A 24,167-nucleotide genomic window follows, 5' to 3' on the forward strand; every position below is an offset into this window, starting at 1 on the left:
CAAATTGAAAACAAGCAAGGAGATAATATATGAACACTCTTAAAATATCAGAAATTAAAGCCACACCGGAATTCAACATCTTTTATTTTGCTGAATTGAACGGTTCCACCCGGGTCGAACAATCCTTGATGGTAAGCCTTGAAGAACATTGGAACAAATGGCTTCCATTTCTAAAAGCATACAGACTCGAAAAACCTAAGAACGGAAAAGGAACTGATTTTCTACTCTTGTTTCTCGATAAAGACGTTGAAGATGCTGTTGAGGAAATCTGGCAGGAAACGCCTACAGAAGGTCTTGCACATCACAACCTTGCAATCACACTGATCATGTCCGCTGCGCAGAGCCTGCTTCCAGAACTGGAAGAAGGTAAATGTGCTCCGCTGCCTAAACCGGGCGAAGCAGCCCTTGCAGCTTTCAAATCGCTGGGACTTGAATGGAATCAGGAAGGAACTGTAAGCAGACAATACGCAGTATTCACCCCTTATCCTTATTCCGGAGGATGTGAAGTCTGTTATCTTGAAGAAAATTGCCCTAAAAGTAAGTTACGTAAATAAGCAACACCCCGCCGAAACAATTGTCTCGGCGGGGTGTCTTTTTTTACTATAGAATTACTGGCTAATCTGTGAAAGCGACTGACTGCAAAAGAGTTCGCTCACCAAAAAAAGCATCAAGCTTTTCGCGTTCCGAAGAAAGTATCTGCATATCCGAAAGCCCGATATCGCCGATTACCCCGCCATACATCTTAAGCGCCTGATCAATAAATTCAGCTTCAACAAAACAAGCGCTCAAAGCATAGGTGCGCCCGTCCCATTTAAGTTTGATTTTTATCAGCGGATTACGGGTCTCGGCGGCAGAAACTATATTTCCAGTTCTAACCAGAGTTTCCCGCACATTTTGTTTAAGCATTACACTGAACTTACTTAAATTTTCTGTAAATGAAGGCTCGAAAGCCACATAATAATAGGGGTCTACCTTCAGTGCTATAGACTTGCCCGGAATATTAAATATGAAAGGATTCTCGGCAAAAGCTTTACCAAGTCCTTTTTGCAACCGATCTATGCGAGTCTGATAATCTTGTAAGGACATATAATCCCCCTTTGAAAATCTTAATACATCAACTTTACCAGTATTTCAAAGTATTTTAGTCTCCAAAAGCCTGTTTCATCAGATGCTTTCCAAGTCCGCCAAGATCCTTCGGAGTGTAGCCGAACACATCCTGCCAATTTTCTGTTGATTCCATACAGAAATACATCTGCTTATCCATTCCATGCTTCCGTAATCTATCAACTATAAATTTAAACTGACGCACACGCAATGGACGGAGCAAACGCATCTTATTATCATTTCCGATGATGAACTCATCATAAATATAAGTTGTTTCAGGGAAATTGCGCTCTATAATAGGCTTTAAATGAGGCATGTGCCTGAAAGATCCTATGCTCAGATAAGCTATATTCTCGGGCTTCAGATAATCAAATATCATATCGACAATTTCAGCATAACCTTCACGCCAACCATCAAAACGAATCATCGGATCAAAATGGAGACACACTTTAAATCCTGCATCAGCGCAAATTTTTGCAGCTTCCAGTCTTTCCCTCAAAGTTGACACACCAAATTCTTCGTGTTCGTTAACAAACGGAGCATTCAGTGACCATGCCGGTAAAATTCTGTCGGTTCTTTTTACGACATCCATCCATGAAAGATCTATCACCTTGGACTTAAGTTCAAGGCAGACATTAGGATAATCTCCTAAAAACTTAACAAGATCGCGGCTGTATCCTGTGACAGCTTCAAGGGCCAGCGAATCCGTATATTCCCCGGTTCCAACGCGGAAACGCGCATCCCGATCAACAGAAAAAGATTTGCCGAGCTCATCAAACAGATCTTCCTGATTAGCCCATACTTTTAGAACCTTGTCGTGAAAATATGCCTGCAATATACAATATGAACAGGCCATAGGACAATTTTCGCCGATATGAATAATGCGATATCCGCAACAATGATAATAACGAGTGCCAGGGCAAAACTTTAAAAAGTTACCTTTATACTCTTTAAGGTAAAGCGACTGCCCTTCTCCCAGAGCTTCGTGAGGGAAATTTTCAGGATCGACAATTTCAACTGGAATGTGAGGAATACGACCAGTAACTCTTTCCGTCAAAGGAGCTTCAACCATACTCCGGTCCACATAAATTTTTTCTATCCCTGCAAGGTGTGATGGAACCTGAATCTTGTTTTCCATTATTTTTCCCTGCCAATCTCAAAAAGCTTATCCCAACCGTCCGACTTCTGGATAGAATCCAAATCTTCGATAGCCTTCTGCATAACATCCCGCGACTTAAAACGCGTCTGAAGCACAACTTCACCTGTTTCAAAGTTACCTACCGATTCAACCCGCCACTTTGTACCAACGCAGATTTCACCGACTATATTTTCCTTAGTTTTAAGAAGATCGCTGAATAGCGGAAAACGAAGCATTTTAGCAGCCTTGCAAAGCCGTGCCACTCCATCTTTAGGAGATTCATTTTCCTTCGCAGGAGAAAGCCCATGCTCCGAAATAAGAGCAGACACAGACTTCATGTCCCGCCTGGAGGTCTCATAAAGCCAAGTAAGAAAATTTACAGCATTGGAACGGGACCAGCCTAATTTTTCAAAATAAGGCAGTATCGCTTTTTTATCCTCATCAGAAAATTTAGAAAAAACCGAAACAGCCGCAAGAGGGAAATTGCCGCACTGGAGAACTACATCAAAGTCCTGTGGTAGAGCCAGCCATTCGAGCCAGAGTTTCAAATCTCTAGCTTTAGGCTTCATACCGAGAAGCGGTGCTACCCGCTGCGAAAGATCTTTTTCAGCTATACGCGTATGAAAAAACCTGAAAACATGCAGCTTAAGCGCATCATCTGCAACCCGCGCCCGATTTTCTTCCATATGAACAAATGCCCGTGAAACTTCATCCTCGGCATCCACAAAAATACCCGACACTTTCAAACCTAATTTTTCAGCAGCCAGAACACGCGACCGTCCGGCAACCAGAATAATTTTATTCCCGTCCTTTGCAAAAAGAACAGGGACAAGCTGTCCCACTGTTTTTATAGAACTGATAAACCCTTCATCAAATAAAGAAGAATAAAGCAACCATTCGCCTGAACAGTCTATTTCAGCAGGGTCAAAACTGTATATTTGAGCATCAGTCACCTTAATTACCTCCGAATCAATTCATTATTTTTATCTTGTTTAACGGATACCTGCATAGCAACATTCATCAGTTCTCTATGCTTGACATGTTGGCGCTGGTGTCCCAATATGTGTCAACCATGTAGAAGTATAAGTTGCACAATCGTACTGGAAGCAGGGACTTTTTGTTCCGGCTAGTTGAACATTCAGAGAAACGGAGTTGTGAATGTCTGAAGCCTTAAAAAACCAACGGACTTATGCACTTGTAGGACATAGCGGTTGTGGTAAAACATCAACCGCAGAAATGCTACTTTTTAACACAGGCGTCATTGATCGTCTCGGCAAAATTGAAGAAGGAACAACAGCCCTCGACAACGAACCGGAAGAAATAAAACGCCGCGGATCAATTCAACCGGGATTTGCCGGTTACAAATGGAAGAAGAATAATCATTACCTTATTGATACTCCGGGTGATCCTAATTTTTGCGGAGACCTTCCATACTCTTTAACCGCATCAGACGGTGTTATCTTTACCATCGACGCAGTAGACGGCGTCAAGCCTCTTTCCCGCAAAGTATGGGCGGCAGTCGAAAAAGCCGAACTTCCTACCGTAATTTTTATCAATAAAATGGATCGTGATCGAGCGGACTTTGACTTCTCTTTTAACAGCCTGAATTCCGCGCTCGGGATCAGCCCCGTACTGCTCCAGTATCCAATAGGAAGCAAGGAAAATTTTAAAGGCATTGTGGATATGCTTTCCGGCACAGCCTATATGTTCGAAGAAAACGGTAAGATGTCCAAGGGCGAAATCCCTGACGATATCGCAGAAGAAATAGAAATTCTGCGTGAAACCATGATTGAAAACATCGCTGAAAGTGATGAAGAACTCATGGAAAAATACCTCGAAGTAGGCGAACTGACCCCTGACGAAATTACTCAGGGACTCTCCTCAGGTGTAAAAAAACGTACTATTTTCCCTGTCTGCCTAGGTTCAGCAATTGAAAATAAAGGGGGATCTTTCTTACTTGATATGGTTCAGACCTACCTTCCTTCTCCGCTGGAACACCCGGACTGGAAAAGTGAAGACGGCTCAACCAGAGCTTCTGACCCGGATGCACCTGTTGCATGTTTTGTTTTCAAAACTCTGGCAGATCCATTTGCCGGACAGCTCACCCTCTGCCGCGTTCTGTCAGGAACAGTATCCGGTGACCTTACCCTTATCAATCCCGGCAGAGAATCCAAAGAAAGACTCGGCACCATTCAGTTACTTAACGGTAAAGACCAGCGGCCCGTGAAAGACTCTGTCGGCCCCGGAGCAATCATAACCCTTGCCAAGCTCAAGGAAACATTCACCGGCGACACTCTATGCGATGAAAAAGCTCCTTTTGAAATGCTAAAACCGAACGTCGCCCCCCAACTGATAACATTTGCTTTAGCTCCGGCAGAAAAAGGCGAGGAAGATAAAGTTTTCCAAGCTATTATGAAGCTGCTTGTCGAAGATATTAATTTGACACTTTCCCGCGACGAAGAATCCGGAGACATTCTTCTTTCCGGCATGGGGCAGAATCACATTGAAATTTCAGTAGAAAAAGCTAGACGTCGCTACAAGACCGATATCATTCTTAAAACACCTAAAGTACCTTACCGCGAAACAATTAAAGGGACAGCCGAAGTTCAGGGTCGTTATAAGAAACAATCCGGCGGACGCGGGCAATTCGGAGATTGCTGGATCAAACTTGAACCTCTTGAAAAAGGTGCAGGCTATGAATTTGTTAATGCAATCGTCGGCGGAGTAATCCCGAAACAATATATTCCTGCCGTGGACAAAGGTGTTCAGGAGAGTGCGGCAAAAGGAATCCTTGCAGGTGCACCTATCATTGATTTTAAGGTCACCCTTTATGATGGAACATATCATGCTGTGGATTCATCTGAAATGGCTTTCAAAGTTGCAGGTTCAATGGCTTTCAAAAAAGCATGTGAGACTGCGGGAATATCTCTGCTTGAACCTCTTATGAATATACTTGTTGAAGTTCCTGATGAATTCATGGGAGACATTATAGGCGACCTTTCCAGCCGCAGAGGAAAAGTCCTCGGTTCCGGCTCAACATCGGGAGTCACTGAAGTTAAAGCACATGTTCCCATGTCAGAGATACTGCAATACGCACCGGACCTGCGGTCAATGACCGGAGGGCAGGGAACCTTCACAATGGAACTTTCCCACTACGAAGAATGCCCGGCTCAGATAGCAGAAAAAATTATATCAGACCGCGAAAGTCCTTCTGATGATTAAAATTAATCTGAAGACACTTTAAAATTATAAAGGCCGCTCATTTTTATGAGTGGCCTTTATAATTTTCATGAGGCAACATCGTTACACATTTAACTTTTTACTTTTTAGGATCTGCTCTTGTTTCCCGTGCCAAATTACACTATCAAGTTAATTATCGAAGAGAGCAGAACTCCTGACCGCATAATTAAAAAGTAAAAAATATCTTCGCTTTGTAAAAACTAAAATTTAGATTAACTTCTAACCCCCAAAAAGCTAACGACTAAAACATGTTAAGACTCATATATTTCTACCTATTACTATTACCGCTTACTATTTTTTACTCCCTCGTAATCATTTTTTCAAAAACACAAAAAAATTTCCACTGGAGCGAAAGATCCTGGGGAAAGGCCGTACTGGATGCCAGCGGTTGCGAATTTGATGTTGACCTTAGCGCTCTTGATAAAAATCAGACTTACGTTTTTATGGTCAACCATCAGAGTTTCTTTGACATTCCTCTGTTGTTCCATTTTTTGAGCCCTTGGCAGTTCAAATTCGTTGCCAAAAAATCTTTATTTAATTTTCCCATATTCGGACATGCAATGGCAGCGGCAAAACATATTTCAATAGACAGAGACAACAGCAGACAAGGAATGAAAGACATCCAGCATGCTGTTGAAGTAGCAAACAGCGGACACTCTCCGTTAATTTTTCCTGAAGGAACACGTAATCCTGATCCTAATAAACTTCTGCCTTTTAAAATCGGCGGAATGATTCTGGCTTTAAAATGTCAAAAGCCCATAGCTCCTATTTTGATGGTCGGACCGGAAAAAGTTCTGTACAAAGGCAAACTTATCATGAGTCCCTGCCAGAAAATTAGAATTAAAGCTCTCCCCCCCATAGATACTACCAAATATACTTTGAAGGACAGAGAGAAAATAAAAGAATATTTACAGGAAATTATGAACAAAGCTTATGCGGAGATGAGGCATGAGTGAGCACCAGTTAACGGTATGCCCACTCGGAGGACTTGGAGAAATCGGTCTTAACTGCATGATGCTCAGCACTGAGGAAACTGTCGTTGTTGTTGATTGCGGATTAATCTTTCCCGACAACGCTCTTTTCGGTGTAGATATTGCCATCCCGCGCTTTGACCATATTCTTGCTCTGAAACATCGCCTCAAAGCGATTGTTTTAACACACGGACACGAAGATCATATCGGAGCACTGCCGTGGCTTCTTCCTTATATTAATGTACCTGTCTATGGTTCAAAATTTACTCTTGGACTTGTTGAAAACAAACTGAAAGAACACAATCTCATTGATTATATAGATCTGCATGAAGTTAAAGCTCATGATAGAGTTCAGCTCGGTGATTTATTTTTTAACTTTTTTCCCGTCTGCCATTCTATAGTAGATGGTTTTGCGCTCGGGATTGAAACTCCTGTCGGACGAATAATTCACACTGGTGATTTTAAAATCGACCGCACTCCTCTTGACGGACATAAAACAGACCTTGATGGCATCAGCAAATTTTCCGAGCAAGGAGTCACCCTGCTTCTCTCAGACTCAACCAATGTCGAACAGGATGGGCATGCCCTGACTGAAAGAGACATTAAAGGGTCCATGAGAGGGATTTTTGAAGAAGCTGAAGGACGCATTTTAGTTACTCTTTTTTCAAGCCACATCCAGCGCATGCAGGAAATATTCGACCTTGCAGTTGAAACTGACAGAAAAGTCGGAATCAGCGGACGAAGCCTTGCGAGAAATATCGACCTAGCTCGTGATCTGGGGCAGCTGCATATTTCATCTTCTACAATTATCGAGATAGAAGACCTGCCGTATTACGACGACCATGAAGTAGTTCTGCTTGTCACAGGCTCGCAAGGGGAACCTCTTGCTGCACTTTCAAGACTATCGACAGGGGAACATCGCCAGCTCAGGATAAAAAAAGGTGATCTCATCCTGATGTCTTCCCGCTCCATTCCCGGCAATACAAAAGCCATTACACGGGTCATCAACAGCCTCTACAAGCTCGGTGCTGAAGTTCTTCATGAGCAAAAACACGGCATTCATGCATCAGGCCACGCGTACAAAGAAGAACTGCGTACCATGCTTGAAACCGTTAAACCGAAATATTTCATCCCTGTTCATGGCGAATACAGACATCTGGTCAAGCATTCCAGACTTGCTGTGGAAACAGGAGTTGATCCTGAAAAAGCTTTAGTTATAGAAGACGGCGAACCTATAACTTTTCTGACTCATGGAATCCGTGTTGAAAAGGTTATCCCAGTTCAATGCACACTCGTGGATGGCAAAGGGGTTGGAGATGTCGGACAGACTGTCATTAAAGAACGTCAGCTTTTAGCCGGAGAAGGACTCGTCATTGTAACCATAGTGATTGACGTCAACACCGGAGAAATTATCCGAGGACCGGAAGTCACCTCCAAAGGGTTTGTTTTTGAACAACAATACTCACATCTTCTCGAAGACGCTAAATGCATTATTCTGGATGTTTTTGAAAATATACCTCCGGGACAGACTATTAAATTAAAAGAAAGAATTCGTTCTGCGTTACGAAGATTTTTCCGTAAAGTCCTAGGCCGCGACCCGGTAGTTATCCCACTCATTATCACGCTGACCGGAAATGAAGCTCAGGAAATAGACTCCCGATGCGATGTGTAAATAAGTAGTATTTACCCCAAAAGACTTATATGAATTTTATAACAAATTGTGCTACGTTGTCACAATTATAATTAAAAAACAGCTTAAAGGGTTATAATGAAAGTATTCAGAATTAAACATAACGGAGCTATCTTTTACGCAACATTTGAAGAGGGAGATGTTTTCAAGCCGCTCCTGTCAAAAAATGGTACCCAAAACGCATTTCCGATATCTGAATGCACAATACTTCCGATTGCTGTCCCTTCAAAAATAATATGTGCAGGTCTTAACTATAAAGAACATGCACGTGAACTGAATATGGACCTCCCGGAAGAACCACTGATATTCCTTAAGCCACCATCCTCAGTAATAGGTAACGGCGGTAAAATCATCATTCCGGCCATGTCCGAACAGATTGACTATGAAGGCGAACTGGCAATTGTAATAGGTCAGGCCGGAAAAAACATACTGCCTGAAAATGCAGCAAAACATGTATTCGGATATACTTGCGCCAACGACGTAACGGCTCGAGATTTACAGAAAAAAGATAAACTTTTCGCACGGGCTAAAGGATTTGACACTTTTGCCCCGATAGGCCCCTGTATCGAAACAGCGGTTGCCGATCCTAACTCTCTGACACTGAGAACCAGTGTTAACGGCAAAGTAAGGCAGGAAGGAAATACATCAGATATGATATACAAACCTTCGGAACTTATCAGCTTTATTTCGCACGTCATGACTCTCACCCCGGGTGATGTTATTTTAACAGGCACCCCGCCGGGAATCGGAACTTTATCAGCTGGAGACTCGGTCGAAGTCGAAATTGAAGGAATAGGAATCTTAACCAATACAGTGGTAAAAGATGAGTCGATCCGGACTCCTGTTCAATAATATCAGGGCTTGGCTAAAAGGGTTAAACCCGACAGTTTCAAACTATTTTTTTTTTGCTCGCACCAAGGGTTGATTTCAAATCAATTTTCCCGTAGTTGTGCGTAGCTAAATTCGCACATTCCGGTCGAATAAGGGTGCTTCACAATTGTTGTGAAGTCTGTTGATGCCGGGATGGAAGAAAAACCCAGGAGAATTATTATGGCATATGTAACTATGAAACAGATGCTGGAAACAGGCGTTCATTTCGGTCACCAGACCCGTAGATGGAATCCAAAAATGCGTCCTTACATCTTCGGCGCACGTAACGGAATCCACATCATGGACCTCCAGCAGACTGTTAAGCTTTTCCGTAAAGCTCACGATTTCATTTCTGACTCTGTCGCAAAAGGTGGAAAAGTTCTTTTCATCGGTACTAAGCGTCAGGCTCAGGAAGCTGTTGCAACTGAAGCTACCCGTGCAGGTATGTTTCATGTAACACATCGCTGGATGGGTGGAACTCTTACCAACTTCCAGACAATCAAACGCCGCATTGATCGCCTTAAAAATCTTGAAGAAATGTTCGAAGACGGTTCCATCAAACGTTTCCCAAAAAAGGAAATCGTAATGATGGGCCGCGAGGTTAAAAAACTTACCCTCGCACTCGGCGGCATTAAAGACCTTAACGGTGCTCCTGCTGTCGCATTCGTCATTGACCCCAAGCGTGAACATATTGCTATTCTAGAATGCCGCAAACTCGGTATCCCTGTAGTTGCTGTTGTTGACTCAAACTGCGACCCGGACATGGTTGATTATATCATCCCCGGTAACGATGACGCTATCCGTGCCATTAAGCTTTTCGCAGCTCACATGGCTGATGCTTGTCTCGAAGGCGCAGCTCGTCGTAAAGAAGACAACGAAATGGCAGAAGAAAAAGTTAAAGCAACTGAAAAAGCTGTTGCTCCTGAAACTAAAGTTGAAGAAGTTAAAGCTGAAGCAACTACTCCGGAGGCTGTTTAGTCATGGCTGCTGTTACTGCTCAGATGGTAAAATCCCTGCGTGAACTAACCGGCGTAGGCATGATGGACTGCAAAAAAGCTCTTGCTGAATGTGATGGAAATGAAGAAAAAGCTATCACATACCTTCGCGAAAAAGGACTTTCAAAGGCAGCTAAAAAAGCTGGCCGTGCTACAAGTGAAGGACTTATCGGTTCTTACATGCACAGCAACGGCAAACTCTCCGCTATCGTTGAAATTAGATGTGAAACAGACTTTGTTGCTAAATCCGACCAGTTCATTCAGTTGACCAAAGATGTTGCTATGCAGGTTGCTGCAACCAGCCCTCTTTGTGTCAGCCCTGACGAACTTCCTCAGGATGTTCTTGAAAAAGAAAGAGCAATCTATCTACAGCAGGCTATCGAAGAAGGTAAACCTGCTAATATTGCTGAAAAGATCGTCGATGGACGTATTAAAAAATACTACAAAGAAGTCTGTCTCCTTGAGCAGCCTTTTATTAAGGATGACAAGAAGTCAATCAAAGACATCCTGAACGAAACCATCGCTATTCTCGGTGAGAATATGCAGATCGGACGATTTGCCCGCATCAACCTTGCTGAAACAGCAAATGGTGCAGCAGAAGAAGCCGAAGAAGAATAAGACGGAATATAAAACGGGCCGCAAGGCCCGTTTTTTTTGCCCGATTTTTAAAAACTCGGCAGAGCTCTTGCCGAAGGACGAGATTGGTAGAAAACTACTTCCCTATATTGCCTTAAAACCACGCAGGAAACACCCGAACCGGAAGCCAGCACAATCCGGATTTATGGAGATATCAGCGATGGAAAATATTTCAGCTCAAATTCAATACGAACTAACAACCCGTAAGAATTTGAGTTTTTTTAGGGAACAATTTTACCATGCCGAGTTTATTGAAGCAGAATCTCTGTTCTCATAAAACTCATACAGATTTTTTAAAGCAATAGTTAATGCTAACCGGAAGCATTAGCGGGGAATTCTTTCCCTCTGCTCAGAATTAGGCTTATCCGGATCTGCTTCTACTCATAACCGGACAAAGTCCGCGGAAAAACGGGGTAAACTATGGACAAATTGCACTATTCACGAGTAATGATCAAACTCAGCGGTGAAGCTCTCGCCGGAGATCAACAATTCGGTATTGAGCCAGCAGCAATCAGCAAATTCTGTGGAGAAATTGCAGCTGTAGCCAAAACCGGAGTACAGGTCGCTTTGGTTATCGGCGGAGGTAATATTTTTAGAGGTTTATCCGCTTCCGCTAAAGGAATGGATAGATCTTCAGCCGATTACATGGGAATGCTTGCAACTGTCATGAATGCCCTTGCAGTTCAAGACGCACTGGAAAAACTAGACTGTGACACACGAGTATTATCCGCAATTCCAATGCAGGCTGTTGCCGAACCATATGTCCGCCGCAGAGCGATTCGCCATCTTGAAAAAGGACGTGTAGTTATTTGTGCTGCCGGAACCGGAAACCCCTTTTTCACAACGGATACAGCCGCGGCTCTTAGAGCAATGGAATTAAAAGCTGAAGCTATTATCAAAGCTACCAAAGTTGACGGTGTCTACGATAAAGACCCTATGAAACATTCAGATGCAGTAAAATTTGAATCTATCACCTATATTGAAACTCTTGAGAAAAGACTCGGGGTTATGGATTCCACAGCGATTTCATTAGCAATGGATAACAACCTGCCAATCATTGTCTTCAACCTTTTTGAAGAAGGAAACATTACAAGGGTTGTTAAAGGTGAAAAGATCGGAACAATAGTCCATGGAGGAAAGAATGATTAAAGAAGTTATGTCAGATGGCATTAAAAGAATGGAAGGAGCTCTAACCAGTCTCAGTGGAGACTTTGTAAGACTCCGCACAGGAAGGGCTTCAACCGGACTGATTGATCATATTATGGTCGATTATTATGGAACTCCTACTCCAATCAACCAGGTGGCTTCAGTAGCTGTACCGGACTCCCGTACCATTACTATTCAGCCGTGGGACAAAGGAGCTTTTGCTCTGATTGATAAAGCTCTGCTTAAATCAGACTTGGGCTTGAACCCTGTTAACGACGGAAAAGTTATTCGTATATGCATTCCGCCTTTGACAGAAGAACGCCGTAAAGATCTAGTCAAGGTCGCTAAAAAATTCACTGAAGAATCCAAAATCGCTATCCGCAATGTCCGTCGCGACTTGAACGACAGCTTTAAAAAACTGGAAAAAGATAAAGATATCAATGAAGATGATCTGCATAAATCTCAGGATGATGTGCAAAAACTTACTGATGAATTCATCAAAAAATGTGATGAACTCTTTTTAGCAAAAGAAAAGGAAATTCTGGAAATATAACATAATGATGCCCCGACATTTAGCCATCATCATGGATGGTAATGGTAGATGGGCAAAGGCTCGTGATCTGTCGCGCAGCGAGGGTCATAAAGCCGGCACTGAAGCAGCAAAAGCTATTGTAACCCAATGTCGAAAACTCGGCATTAAGCATCTGACTCTTTACACCTTTTCCAAGGAGAACTGGGCCAGACCTAAGGATGAAATAGCTCAACTCTTCAACCTGCTGACAGTTTTTTTGAAAACTGAACTGGTTAACCTGTGTGAACAGGATATACGCCTTAAAATTTTAGGTGAACTTTCAGAGTTTCCCTTTGGCGTAAAGCAGGTTGTGGCCCATACCATAAAAAAGACTCAGCATTGTAGCTCGATGACATTAAACCTTGCATTGAATTATTCAGGCAGGGATGAATTAGTGCGGGCTTGTAGAAAAATGATATCTTCGGGACTGAGAGAAGATCAGGTAACCGTTGAAACCCTTTCTGATAATTTATATACAGCCGGGCAACCGGACCCGGATTTAATTATCCGCACCAGCGGAGAAAAACGGCTTTCTAACTATCTATTGTTTCAAGCCGCATACTCCGAGCTGTACTTTACTGACATTTACTGGCCGGACTTTAATTCAGAAGAACTGGATAAAGCCCTGGCAGAATTCACTAAAAGACAGCGTAGGTTTGGTAAAATCGGCGAACAAGTGTAAATATATACCTTAAATATAAGGTTTATAACCCCTCACAGTTTAAAAACTATGAGGGGCTTTTTCTTTTATAAAAACTATCCTCGAGACTTAAAAAAAAACTACACCTCTTTATTTTATTCACAAAATATGCGAAATTAAAAACCAATCTAGGAAGATTTTTTACATTTAGATTTTCTTTACAAAGTCTACCGTAACTATAAAACAGATCTTTTCGGGGAGATTTTTTTATGTGTTTAAAAATATTGACCAGCATGATAATTTCTTTCAGCCTAATTTATTCCGGTTGCATTCCCCAGCAAAAGCCCTCACCTCAAAACTCAATTCAGAGCCAAACAGCAACGCAAACTGTAATAATTACGCCCATAGTAACAGGTACCGCTGTTTTAAAAAGTAATGTTCGGGAAAAAGCGGCTTCAGAATCACATATAGTGGATATTTTGCCGAAAGGGACTCAAGTTGAACTTATCGGTAAACAAAAAAACTGGTATCGAGTTAAACGCACAGATAATTCTAAATCGCCTGGGTACGTATTCCACACGCTCATCTATCTTGATTTTGAAAACTACCTAGGAACAAGAGGGAGAAACAAAGAAGCTGTATCAATCCACAACTCCCCGTCAAGACGCTCAAAAACCGCTTTGGAATTAGCACCGAATACTGAATTTGATATCTTGGGTGTCGAAAATAGTTTTTACAAAATTAGAGGCGATTATTTTGAAGGGTTTGTAATTGCAGAACTATGCGTTGCCGACCCCGAAAACCCAATCGCAAAAACTGAAACAGTCAGTCGCAGCTCTTCAACCGGCACTAAATCCAAAACGATATACAGTACAACTTCACCGACTCAAAAAAACCCCACGACAACCTACAATTCTTCTCCACCTCCAAAAAAAACAACTAAAAGAACAACACAAAGTTCAAACAATGCCCTAAATCTTTTCGGAGCTTTTGCTGCGGCTCTTACCGGAACAGCCCCCGATCGAAGCACTTCGACTCAGGTAAAAAGTGAGGATGATGCTTTAAAAGAAATCCTTAAATCCGTAAGTGCTTCAAAAGAACTTGCTAAGAAAACTGTAGAAATCAGAGAACAGATGCTTCGGGCACTAAATGAGACCAGAGCTCTTCAGTCACTTGTAGGTGCAACAGTCTCCACCATGAATCGAAATTATAAAACAGCAATAGATACAGCTCAAGGTGTGTGCTCAACAGGGATGGAAAAAATTTCTATCAAGGCATTTATTAATGACTTATCTTACGAACCGACAAATTCAATTGAAGGCGCTTCCGTAAAAATCACTGAAAATGCGAAAATGCTCAGCAGCTTGGAAAGACAGATTAAAGTTGAAGCTGATGCCTTCTCTAAACTTAATGCGAGTCAGATTCAAAACATGGATTCAATAATTAAATCATTTTCAAATAACCTTCATGCGTCAAATGCAATGTATGATTTCAGTATTGATAAATCCAGCAACGTTATTCTCGGGATAGACAGAGCCATTAACGCTTACGAAGAAAAATCCGGTCCACTGACTGTGGAAGCGACTAAACAGATTGGAATTCTTACCATTTCTGGAACTCAACTAGTATCGCAAATCAGCAACGCTCAATCTAATCCAGTACAGGCGCTCACTGTTCTGCCACGTTTGATGGAAATACAAGAAGAATTATCTGATTTGAGCACTCTGCTTTCAGACTTCAAAAATGATTACGATTACATTGAAAAAAATTCAGCTCTTATTGCAAAACAAGGGGCCGACATAAGTAGAATTATTATGACAGCCCGTCGCAAAAACACTCAGATAACAACAACACTTGAGTCTTATTACAAAAAAAAATTAGCACTCAGCGAAAGATTAAAAGATTCTTATTCGCGCCAGACTCAGGAAGGATTTAAGATGGTGGAAAAGAAAGCTGACTCTGTAGCATTGGCAGAAGATCTTCTTGATTAACTAAAAAAAAACCAAAGAGGTTAACATGAAAAAAATTAAACTTATTATTCTATGTATGGCTACAATGTTGCTTCTCGTCAGCTGTGGATTCAAAAACGCTGACACGGCTCGAAACTCGATGCGTGATGTTAACAGTTCCGCAGGTGAACTAAAAAATGAAACGGAATCATCACAGCAGTGTACCGAAGAACTAAAAGAAAAGGAAAAAAGAGATTCAATAGAAGAGCACAAGTGGTAAGAGTATGACTCGTAAACTATGCTATGTCCTTGTTCTGCTTTGTATTTTGCTGCCATCCTCTCAGGTTCAGGCAAAAGATCTCTATTTAATGGTTCCAGCCATTGGCAAAGTTAAAAACAAAGAAAAGGATAGGCATAAAGATGAGCTGAACAAGATTCTTAGTAATAAAGATTTCAAAAAAGAACTTAGAAAAGGCATCTTAGGATTTCTGAAAAGAGCCACCATCAAAAACGATGGCATCAACATCAAACGAGCGGGTTTCGATACTAAATTCGATGCCGGGGCCATCCTGATTCCATTATTATTTGTAGATAATGTTATCTCATTTGTTGATGAATTCGGTTCTGCCGAGCAAAATCTCTATAAGGGAACTGTTTATATCGGCATAAATTTTCTAATTTTTCAAGCTGAATCAGAATCACTTGTATACTCTGTCCCGTTAATCGTGTCAGTTCCCTATTTAAACAAGACAAAAAGTTTCAGTCTTAAACCTCTTGCCGGACAGATACGCTCCGCAATAGTGACCTTCTTTACTGACCGCAAAACACTTAAACCGAATGCACAGGAATCACTGGCGAACTGCCTTGCAGACATAGAATATCTTTTTGCAACAAAAACATGTTCCGTTTCAGGCATAAACATTTCACAAGGAACTCTTAAAAGGATTAAAGATTCAAAAAAATATTCTGCACTCGCGGAAATGCTTACAGCACAGGCTCTCTCCGAAAAACATCTTGTTCTTCCTGCGAAATCCAGATTTCCGGCTATACGCAGAGGACTTCATGCCGCTGTTTCTATGTTCGGAGTATCATTTCAACAGGGCTCCGAAAAAGGATTCTCAGAACGCGACAACGTCTATCAGACAAAAATGCGTATGCCTGAACCGGAAATTAAGTATACGCTGACCATCAAAACCGGAGTGAAAGACGTGGATCTAGGTCCATACACTGAACGCAATTACACCACAGCTTGTTACCTCGAAGGCGGAGGAGATAAAATTAAATGTATAAAAGGGATACAAATACCTGTTTCCAAAAGACACACCAAAGTCTCGGACGTACATTTCTACAACAGCCTAATTAATGCTTTGTCAGACATTGATTCATGCACACGCTAAGGAACATCTTTTATGAAAAAAACACGCTTTGTCATATTCAACATTACTTTCATACTGCTGCTATTCACTGCATCATGCGCTTTTAGCGGACAGGACGGATTCAAGGTTTATGAAAAATCCGGCAAACCTACTATTGTTTTTTCCTTGGTGCCTAGAATAAAAAATGAAAATCTTTCACTCCAAGAATGCGATAATCTCATTCGAAACCTGAATAAATCCCTGCAACAGGAATTTAATGAAGCTGGATTTGAAACCCACCGGGACAGAATGATCACGGGATTTCTTTTAGATTCATGCAAAAGATCTTACGCCACGCAACAACAGACCGTAACAGAAGATGAAATTATCGCCATTGCACGGGATAACGCGGTTGATTACGTAGTTATCGGACTTTCAGAAATTTCTATCACCTTTGATGAAGATTACGAGCAATACACAGCTCTTGTCGATATCAACGGAGATTTTCTCGGAGTTGAAAATGATCCCCCGGTTTCATATGCACTGAATCTTACCGGTGAATATATGCACCCTGAAAAAGATAGACTCATAAAACTTGCTCTGATCGACATCTCCAGAAAAATTGCCAGACTCAGAACAATCGATACAGTGCTGAAACACTGGGAACGCAACGCTAAGAAAAAATAGCTGATTCTGATATTTATGATTATAAACCGGGCTTGCTTTTAAAAAGACAGCCAAGTTTATTTTATGAGAAATTACACAAATAAATATTATGGGAAAAATATCAAAATTCCGCCGGCATGAAGAGCATTCAGAGAAATTGCTATTCCCGCAAGCATAACGAGCCCCGCACTTACAACAGGTAAGTTTTCAATCCATCGGCGTGAACCTGTGAACTTCTCAGTAAGTTTTGAAGCCTTAACCGTTAAAATTCCGATAAAAATAAGTACTGCGGCAAGACCGAGACTAAATGCCGAGATCAACATAAGCCCGAAAGTAATACGCGCCAATGCAACCGCCGCAAGCAATACGACAAGAGCTGTGGGACAAGGAACCATACCTCCTGCAATTCCAAGACTTAACATGGACCACCACGACAACGACTCACTCCCCTCTTTCGACTCATGATCATGATGGTGATGATGTCCATGCAAAGCTCGTTTCGCAAGCATAAGATATCCTACCAAAAAAACCAGACCTCCTGAAAAAGCTCCTAGCCATGGATACAGATCACCCGGCAAAAAATATCGTGAGAGAAATAAAGCTATCAATCCTAGCACAATAACACTGGCGACATGGGTAATAGTAACAATTATGCCCAGAGTAAAAGCATCTTTAATTTTTCCACTACGACCGATCAAATAGGCCGCCACCATAGCCTTACCATGTCCGGGACTTAAAGCGTGCCCCATTCCTAAAACAAATGCCAGCCCGAGAGCAAACAGAGCAGCTCCGGTTCCTAAATTTTCTCTTGAAAGGTATTCTCGCAAAACAGCCTGACTTGAATCTTCCTTCGGTTCCGGTCCAAGTCCCTTTTCTAAACCGGGATTGTTGCCGGAAGTCATGGAAGATCCTGCTAGTTCATTGCCAGTCGCAAGACTTGAGAAAATAAAGTTCAAAGTTCTAGAATTCGCGGAAGTAGCAACCTTGCTGACACTCGGGTCTGCCTGAATAAACCACTTTAACCATTTAAGTTCTCCGGCCTTAAAATTATTGTCTGAAACTTGTAGTTCATGAATCGCCGAATTAACCGCAATCGGAATTGAATATATAAGATTTGCGCGCAAACCGTTATTATATCCTCCGGTTGTAGGAGCCATGGATTCATAATAAAGATCCATAACAACAGGCTTACCATCTAAAATAACTTCTATATTCGGATACAGAATTCTATGAATTACCCGCGCAAGCTCTGCTTCTTCCGAAGAAGTAACTTTACCATCACGATCAAAATCCGGAACAAGCGTTGCTGTTATGGATGGGCCAATAGCCGTTCGATAAATGATTAAAATACGTGTCCCTTCATTCTGAACAGTAGTCTCTTGCACAACCTCGCCAAGCGGATGCGCTGAAAGCGAAAAAGGAGCCAGACACATAACGAATAGCACCACACTTAACCAAGCAAATCTCATTTAATTTGAACCTCATTTTTATCGCTAATATATGAAATCGAACATAACAGAATAATTAAATAGAAACGAACTGCGTAAACTGACAAGTCAATAGATAAGTAACTCATTATCAAGCACAATAATACACCAGAGAACTCTGCCGAATACCCTTGACAGCTTTGTACCTCAAAGCTATACATCTTAAAACATGACCAGCGGTCACTTTGTGACCATCGGCCGCAACAATGTTTATGGAGAAAGCCAAATGGCTAGAAAACAACAGGAAAAATCTAAACAAACCAAAAAAGAATTAATGGATTCTGCCGAAGAACTTTTCGGATTAAAAGGATTCATAGCAACAACTGTAGCAGAAATTACTACTCATGCAGGCTATTCAAAAGGAAGCTTTTACCGGCACTGGGTGAGCAAGGATAAACTGTTCTTAGAAATAGTTGAGAACAAACTCGCAGCATATCGAAACTCAAGAGATCAACGACTGGATGAAGCTCAAAATCTTGAAGAAGTAATGCACATTATCTGGGATTTTTTAGAAATAATTGTAAGCGATTATAATTGGGCAAAAGTTTTTCTCGAATTTACAGTCTATGCCTCACGCATCCCGGAATTACGTGATGATTTAGGCCTCAGTCAATATCGATTATCTGAAACAGTTTTTGCGAACTTGGTCGGAAAATTCATTGAAACAGACTATCCGCCTGAAAAATTAGGTGCATTCAACACCGTTCTTTTTGAGGGCTTCATGGTTCAAAATGCTCTTGAAACCGGAATTGTAAATTTAAAAGATGTTCGCGAGGCAGCTGTTACGCTTGCTATGGCAAATGGATTAAAAAAAAATTAGCAGCTTTAATTTAAGACAACCACTCTTCATGGAGAAATCATGAAAAAAATACTATTTACGATCATAGCCCTAGTCATCGGCTTTTCCGCAATGCCGCTATCAGCGAACGCAGAAACCATTACTCTCACCTACTCCAATTTTTTCCCGCCGACACACGTTCAGTCGAAACTTGCTCAGTCATGGTGTGATGAAGTTGAAAAACGTACAGACGGCAAAGTCAGAGTATCTTACTTCCCGGGCGGAACTCTCACCAAAGCTAAGCAATGTTATGATGGTGTTGTTGAAGGAATCTCCGACATCGGACTTTCAGCTCTCGCATATTCACGCGGACGTTTCCCCACAATGGCTGCCGTTGATCTTCCATTAGGTTATAAATCAGGTGCGGCAGCAACAAAAGTCGCCAACGAAGTATTCGAAAAATTTACACCAAAAGAATTTGACGATGTTGCCCCCATGTACTTCCATGCCCATGGCCCCGGACTGCTTTTCACAGCAAAAAATCAGGTAACAACTTTAGAAGATATAAATGGACTAAAATTGCGCGGCACAGGCAACTCTGGAAAACTAATCAAAACTCTCGGCGGCGCACCTGTTGCGATGTCCATGCCGGACTCTTATCAGGCCATTCGTAAAGGCGTTGTAAGCGGCGGTATGTATCCGATGGAAAGCAATAAAGGCTGGAAAATGGCAGAGGTAGTTGATTATTGCACGCTTGATTTCCCTGTTGCATACACCACCACCTTTTTTGTTGTTATGAACAAAAACAAATGGAACTCAATTCCAGCTGACCTTCAGAAAATTATCACGGAGATCAACCAAGAATGGGCTGTTAAACACGGTCAGGCTTGGGATGAAAGTGATGCAGCAGGTAAAGAATTCTTTGTTTCTAAAGGAGGAAAGTTTATCACTATGAGCGAATCCGAAGGAAATATTTGGAAAGAAAAAGCTTCCCCAATGATGACAGAATACATCAAAAAAACTGACAGCAAGGGACTTAATGGAAAAGAAATCCTCGATTTCACTGTAAGTTCACTTGCAAAATGCAATAGTAAATAAAGCATTCTCATATAAGAAAGTTATATTATTTTAAAGGATTAAAAGTTCAAGACCTCACATTAATGGTGTGCGGTCTTGAACTTTTTTACAGAATAAAGAACATAAAGCCTTCCACGTTTATAACGGAGAAACCTGTGAGCGAATTAAAAATTTCAACCTTTGTTAACAAGCTTGAGGGCGTGCTGAAAAATATTGCGGCCTTTTGCCTTATCAGCATGGCCCTGCTAACGGGGGCAGACATTATATCCCGTGGGGCATTTGGCTCTCCTATTTTCGGAGTTGAAGAAATCGTTGCGGTGTTAGCGGTGTTAACCATCGGCCTTGCTCTAGGATACACCCATTCGCAGAAAAGTAATATCGGAGTAGAATTCTTAGTCAGCAAACTCAATAGAAAACTCCGCCATAATATTCGCTGTGGGACCAATATTACAAGCGCTATACTTTTCGGAGTGGTTACGTGGAGACTGGCTCTTTACGCTCAGAGCCTAAAAGCCGCGGGTGAAGTTACCATGACTCTGGAATTGCCCACATATATGATAATCTACGCACTCTCGTTCGGATTTGCCTGCTTCACTCTGACTCTACTTAAAGAAGTAGCCGAACATATTCTGGGGGAAAAGTAATATGGAACCGAGTACTGCCGGAATCATCGGAGTTTTAGTAATGCTGGCACTTTTTCTAACCCGCATGCCAGTTGCATATGTAATGACACTCGTGGGTTTTAGCGGATTTTCAATACTCATCTCTATGAAAGGAGGATTGAATTTATTATCCAGAAGCTTTTACGACTCATTTTCTTCATACAGTCTAGCAACTATTCCTCTTTTTATTTTGATGGGCCAGCTTGCTTTCAATAGCGGCATAAGTCGCAAGCTCTACCGGGCAGCTTACCATTTCCTCGGAAACATTCAGGGCGGATTAGCAATGGCAACAGTGGCCGCATGTACTGCCTTCGGGGCTGTATGCGGCTCAAGTCCTGCCACAGCAGCTACAATGGCGACAGTTGGTATCCCTGAAATGAAACGATATGGATATGCAAATTCCCTCGCAGCCGGCTCGGTAGCATCAGGCGGAGGACTTGGAATGATAATGCCGCCCAGTGTTGTTCTAATCGTTTATGGTGTCCTGACTGAGCAATCTATCGGCGCATTATTCATGGCAGGAATAATTCCATCATTTGTTCTTACCGTACTTTTTATTATCGCAATCGCTATTCAATGTCACAGAAACCCGGCTCTCGGACCCAAAGGTGAAACATTCACTTTTACTGAAAAGATACGTTCACTTGTCGGCCTTGCTGACACATTTGCAATATTCGGACTTGTAATCGGTGGAATGTTTTATGGCTTTTTCACCCCGAACGAATCTGCCGCAGTCGGTGTTCTTGGTATTCTAGTTCTTGGAATTATCAAACGACAACTAACATGGCAGGCTTTTGTGAATTCTCTTCACGAAACACTACGAACATCCTGCATGGTGCTTCTGCTAGTGGCCGGAGCAGTTATATTCGGTAAGTTTTTAGCCGTTACAAGAATTCCGTTCAACGTAGCAGAATGGACAGCTTCGTTTGACCTGCACCCACTTATCATCATGACCATGATCCTTAGCATATATTTCATAGGCGGATGTTTCATGGATGCTCTCGCGCTGATAATGCTCACAATCCCTGTTTTTTATCCTGTAGTAATGGCACTTGGATTTGACCCGATCTGGTTCGGAATAATCATCGTTCTGGTAACACAGATAGGAGTTATCACTCCTCCGGTAGGAATTAATGTCTATGTTGTTTACGGAATGGCGCAAAAGTTTGAACAATCAATAACTCTTGAAGAAATATTTAAGGGAACAATTCCATTCTTACTTGCGATCATAGTTGGACTTATTCTGTTCGCTATCTTCCCGCAAATTATTCTATTTTTGCCTGAAGCTATGTATTAAAAACAAAAGCTATCAGCACGTCGTAGCGCTGTTCATTAACCGTTTAGAATAAAACCAAAAGGGTTTCTCACTTCAAATGAGAAACCCTTTTTTTAATGCTTACACGAAAAGCCCTTACAACAAAAAACCCGGTACATAAAATATGTACCGGGTTTTTCTAAAAAAAAGTCCTTGCGACGACCTAGTTTCCCACCAGCTACCTGGCAGTATCATCGGCGATGGAGGTCTTAACTTCCGAGTTCGGAAAGGGATCGGGTGTGGCCCCTCCTCAATGGTCACAAGGACAAATATCAAAAATATTTGTAATCACCTTGAAGGTGTTTCTCTTAAAGAACGCATCTTGCTAAAGCAAGAGAGCAATAACTATAGAAAGCGCTGCACTCTGTCAATAACTATAAAATATTCTTTGAAAACAAATCCTCTTAATCACTATAAGACACCTGATTACGTCCACTGTCTTTGGCATCATACAACATCTTGTCAGCAACAAGGACCATTTCATCTAAAGAAGACATCATCTTGGAGCAAACACCGATACTTACTGTTACAAAAATTTCATGCTCACCCACTTTTACAGCCTTATTATCGATATCACTCTTAACATTGTCAAAGACATGCTTAATTTCCTCAGGCTTCATATCTGCACACAACAAACAAAATTCATCACCACCGTAGCGAGACACAACATCTCCCTTACGAAAACGGCTAGCCAGCAAATCAGCAACAGTTTTAATGACTTTATCTCCGGCAACATGACCATAAGTGTCATTACAATTTTTAAATTCGTCAATATCGATCATGGCAGCCACCATAGTAGCCCCATGGCGTTGCTGCTGAGAAAAAAGCTTTTCACCAAATTTAAAAAATGAACGCCTGTTGTAAATTCCGGTAAGATAGTCGATCTCAGACATTTCTTTTATTGTGCTGATATATTCGGAATTTTCAATATTATGAGAAACCCGGCAGTAAAATTCTTCAACAAGAAACGGTTTATGAATATAATCATTAGCCCCGGCTTTCAAAAAATAAGCTGAAGTGGTAGCCCCACCAACTCCGGACAAACCAATTATAGGAAGAGCTGACTTTGAAAATTTACGACGAATCTCTTTTACAAGAGTCAAGCCATCCATTATCGGCATATAATGATCAGCAATAACAAGACGAATCTCATTATCAGAATTAACCAAATCCAAGCCCTCTTGACCGTTCACAGCTTCGATAACCTTAAAATTACAAACATCAAGTAAGGCTCGGCAAAGGTTTCGGCTAGTACTGGAATCATCTACTACAAGAACCTTGGTATTAATATTCTTTCTAAGCCTGTCCACTAAATTTATGACATGCTCAATGTTTCCGAAATTTTCCTTGGGTACATAGTCAACAATACGTTTGGCCCACATGATATCACGTAGATCATCACTAAGTTCCCCCGTAAAAACAATAGATGGTATATTCTTGCTTACAACCAGATCAACAATCTCTCCGTTGGGAGCATCAGGTAAGTTAATATCCAGCAAGGCTGCAAAAAATTCACATTCATTATTATTAAGGAATTCTTCAGCACTAGCATAATCACCAAACACTAAACTTTCAACGTTCAGACTAGATTTTATGCATCTTTTAAGAATACCAGAAAAAGTCATGCTATCTTCGACTATGAGAACTTTCATAGGCCGAGAAGAACACTCAATTATTTTTTTAGCCATAACTCCCCTGTATAGTACTATTGAAAACACGCAAACTATACACTCAAAAACATTCAATCACAAATAAAAGAACATACCATAAAAATATATTACCGACATTTTGCGCCTTCGAAACTCCCCCAATCAAAGCACGCAAAAAGACCCGTACATTTTCATGTACGGGTCTTTTTTTAAAATAAAGTCCTTGCG

General features: G+C 41.5%; 24 protein-coding genes and 1 rRNA gene. 19 read left to right on the top strand and 6 right to left on the bottom strand.

From position 1 onward, the window contains the following. Window positions 1-29: 29 nt before the first annotated feature. Window positions 30-554: a hypothetical protein gene (locus JEY82_RS16905; RefSeq protein ID WP_304087779.1), complete on the top strand. Its 525-nt coding sequence runs from the start codon at window positions 30-32 to the stop codon at window positions 552-554. A gap of 61 nt (window positions 555-615) precedes the next feature. On the opposite strand, the gene JEY82_RS16910 is transcribed toward JEY82_RS16905, so the two are convergent. From JEY82_RS16910 to JEY82_RS16920, 3 genes are read right to left on the bottom strand one after another with little or no spacing between them, the layout of a single operon-like run. Continuing rightward, on the bottom strand, window positions 616-1,086 hold the full coding sequence (locus JEY82_RS16910; RefSeq protein ID WP_304087781.1) for a hypothetical protein: 471 nt from the start codon (window positions 1,084-1,086) through the stop codon (window positions 616-618). Between the two features lie 55 nt (window positions 1,087-1,141). Further along, window positions 1,142-2,242, bottom strand: coding sequence for a spore photoproduct lyase family protein (locus JEY82_RS16915; protein WP_304087783.1), 1,101 nt, complete (start codon window positions 2,240-2,242; stop codon window positions 1,142-1,144). Next, window positions 2,242-3,195, bottom strand: a complete 954-nt coding sequence (locus tag JEY82_RS16920) for a ParB/RepB/Spo0J family partition protein (protein WP_304087785.1) — start codon at window positions 3,193-3,195, stop codon at window positions 2,242-2,244. Before JEY82_RS16920 ends, JEY82_RS16915 begins: the two co-directional genes overlap by 1 nt. Before the next feature lie 205 nt (window positions 3,196-3,400). Here JEY82_RS16920 and JEY82_RS16925 point away from each other — a divergent pair, with 205 nt between their 5' ends. From JEY82_RS16925 to JEY82_RS16990, 14 genes are all read left to right on the top strand, one after another. Then, window positions 3,401-5,464: an elongation factor G gene (locus JEY82_RS16925; RefSeq protein WP_304087787.1), complete on the top strand. Its 2,064-nt coding sequence runs from the start codon at window positions 3,401-3,403 to the stop codon at window positions 5,462-5,464. A gap of 266 nt (window positions 5,465-5,730) precedes the next feature. After that, complete coding sequence (locus JEY82_RS16930; protein WP_304087789.1) at window positions 5,731-6,438, top strand: 1-acyl-sn-glycerol-3-phosphate acyltransferase; 708 nt, start codon at window positions 5,731-5,733, stop codon at window positions 6,436-6,438. Then, complete coding sequence (locus JEY82_RS16935; RefSeq protein WP_304087791.1) at window positions 6,431-8,125, top strand: ribonuclease J; 1,695 nt, start codon at window positions 6,431-6,433, stop codon at window positions 8,123-8,125. The genes JEY82_RS16930 and JEY82_RS16935 overlap by 8 nt, the downstream gene beginning before the upstream one ends. 96 nt (window positions 8,126-8,221) lie before the next feature. Further along, window positions 8,222-8,995, top strand: coding sequence for a fumarylacetoacetate hydrolase family protein (locus tag JEY82_RS16940; protein WP_304087793.1), 774 nt, complete (start codon window positions 8,222-8,224; stop codon window positions 8,993-8,995). Window positions 8,996-9,193: 198 nt separating this feature from the next. Further along, window positions 9,194-9,991: a 30S ribosomal protein S2 gene (gene rpsB, locus JEY82_RS16945; RefSeq protein WP_304087795.1), complete on the top strand. Its 798-nt coding sequence runs from the start codon at window positions 9,194-9,196 to the stop codon at window positions 9,989-9,991. Window positions 9,992-9,993: 2 nt separating this feature from the next. Then, window positions 9,994-10,626: a translation elongation factor Ts gene (gene tsf, locus JEY82_RS16950; protein WP_304087797.1), complete on the top strand. Its 633-nt coding sequence runs from the start codon at window positions 9,994-9,996 to the stop codon at window positions 10,624-10,626. Then, window positions 10,595-10,921 (top strand): hypothetical protein, encoded by a 327-nt coding sequence (locus tag JEY82_RS16955; RefSeq protein WP_304087799.1) that lies wholly within the window; start codon window positions 10,595-10,597, stop codon window positions 10,919-10,921. The genes tsf and JEY82_RS16955 overlap by 32 nt, the downstream gene beginning before the upstream one ends. A gap of 143 nt (window positions 10,922-11,064) precedes the next feature. Next, entirely contained in the window at window positions 11,065-11,793 is a 729-nt protein-coding gene (gene pyrH, locus JEY82_RS16960; RefSeq protein WP_304087800.1) for a UMP kinase, read from the top strand. Continuing rightward, the gene (gene frr / locus JEY82_RS16965) at window positions 11,786-12,343 is read left to right on the top strand and encodes a ribosome recycling factor (protein WP_304087801.1); all 558 of its coding nucleotides are present in this window, start codon (window positions 11,786-11,788) and stop codon (window positions 12,341-12,343) included. Before pyrH ends, frr begins: the two co-directional genes overlap by 8 nt. Window positions 12,344-12,347: 4 nt before the next feature. Then, window positions 12,348-13,043, top strand: coding sequence for a polyprenyl diphosphate synthase (uppS, locus tag JEY82_RS16970; protein ID WP_304087803.1), 696 nt, complete (start codon window positions 12,348-12,350; stop codon window positions 13,041-13,043). 227 nt (window positions 13,044-13,270) lie between these two features. Further along, entirely contained in the window at window positions 13,271-14,992 is a 1,722-nt protein-coding gene (locus tag JEY82_RS16975) for an SH3 domain-containing protein (RefSeq protein ID WP_304087805.1), read from the top strand. Between the two features lie 25 nt (window positions 14,993-15,017). Then, window positions 15,018-15,230, top strand: a complete 213-nt coding sequence (locus JEY82_RS16980; RefSeq protein ID WP_304087807.1) for a hypothetical protein — start codon at window positions 15,018-15,020, stop codon at window positions 15,228-15,230. Window positions 15,231-15,234: 4 nt separating this feature from the next. Further along, window positions 15,235-16,347: a hypothetical protein gene (locus JEY82_RS16985; protein ID WP_304087809.1), complete on the top strand. Its 1,113-nt coding sequence runs from the start codon at window positions 15,235-15,237 to the stop codon at window positions 16,345-16,347. Window positions 16,348-16,359: 12 nt separating this feature from the next. After that, window positions 16,360-16,992 (top strand): hypothetical protein, encoded by a 633-nt coding sequence (locus tag JEY82_RS16990; protein ID WP_304087811.1) that lies wholly within the window; start codon window positions 16,360-16,362, stop codon window positions 16,990-16,992. A gap of 86 nt (window positions 16,993-17,078) precedes the next feature. On the opposite strand, the gene JEY82_RS16995 is transcribed toward JEY82_RS16990, so the two are convergent. Then, window positions 17,079-18,440: a nickel/cobalt transporter gene (locus JEY82_RS16995; RefSeq protein ID WP_304087812.1), complete on the bottom strand. Its 1,362-nt coding sequence runs from the start codon at window positions 18,438-18,440 to the stop codon at window positions 17,079-17,081. Between the two features lie 244 nt (window positions 18,441-18,684). Here JEY82_RS16995 and JEY82_RS17000 point away from each other — a divergent pair, with 244 nt between their 5' ends. From JEY82_RS17000 to JEY82_RS17015, 4 genes are all read left to right on the top strand, one after another. Next, on the top strand, window positions 18,685-19,278 hold the full coding sequence (locus JEY82_RS17000) for a TetR/AcrR family transcriptional regulator (protein ID WP_304087814.1): 594 nt from the start codon (window positions 18,685-18,687) through the stop codon (window positions 19,276-19,278). A 39-nt stretch (window positions 19,279-19,317) separates the two neighbouring features. Then, window positions 19,318-20,334: a TRAP transporter substrate-binding protein gene (locus JEY82_RS17005; protein WP_304087816.1), complete on the top strand. Its 1,017-nt coding sequence runs from the start codon at window positions 19,318-19,320 to the stop codon at window positions 20,332-20,334. A 134-nt stretch (window positions 20,335-20,468) separates the two neighbouring features. After that, window positions 20,469-20,957: a TRAP transporter small permease gene (locus JEY82_RS17010; protein ID WP_304087818.1), complete on the top strand. Its 489-nt coding sequence runs from the start codon at window positions 20,469-20,471 to the stop codon at window positions 20,955-20,957. A 1-nt stretch (window position 20,958) separates the two neighbouring features. After that, entirely contained in the window at window positions 20,959-22,272 is a 1,314-nt protein-coding gene (locus tag JEY82_RS17015; RefSeq protein WP_304087820.1) for a TRAP transporter large permease, read from the top strand. 168 nt (window positions 22,273-22,440) lie between these two features. Here the strand turns inward: JEY82_RS17015 and rrf are convergent. Both rrf and JEY82_RS17025 read right to left on the bottom strand, forming a co-directional pair. Continuing rightward, window positions 22,441-22,555: ribosomal RNA gene (rrf, locus tag JEY82_RS17020) — 5S ribosomal RNA — on the bottom strand. A 139-nt stretch (window positions 22,556-22,694) separates the two neighbouring features. Beyond that, window positions 22,695-23,978 (bottom strand): diguanylate cyclase, encoded by a 1,284-nt coding sequence (locus tag JEY82_RS17025; RefSeq protein ID WP_304087822.1) that lies wholly within the window; start codon window positions 23,976-23,978, stop codon window positions 22,695-22,697. Window positions 23,979-24,167: the final 189 nt, after the last annotated feature.

This window comes from Maridesulfovibrio ferrireducens, assembly GCF_016342405.1.
GTDB lineage: Bacteria > Desulfobacterota > Desulfovibrionia > Desulfovibrionales > Desulfovibrionaceae > Maridesulfovibrio > Maridesulfovibrio ferrireducens_A.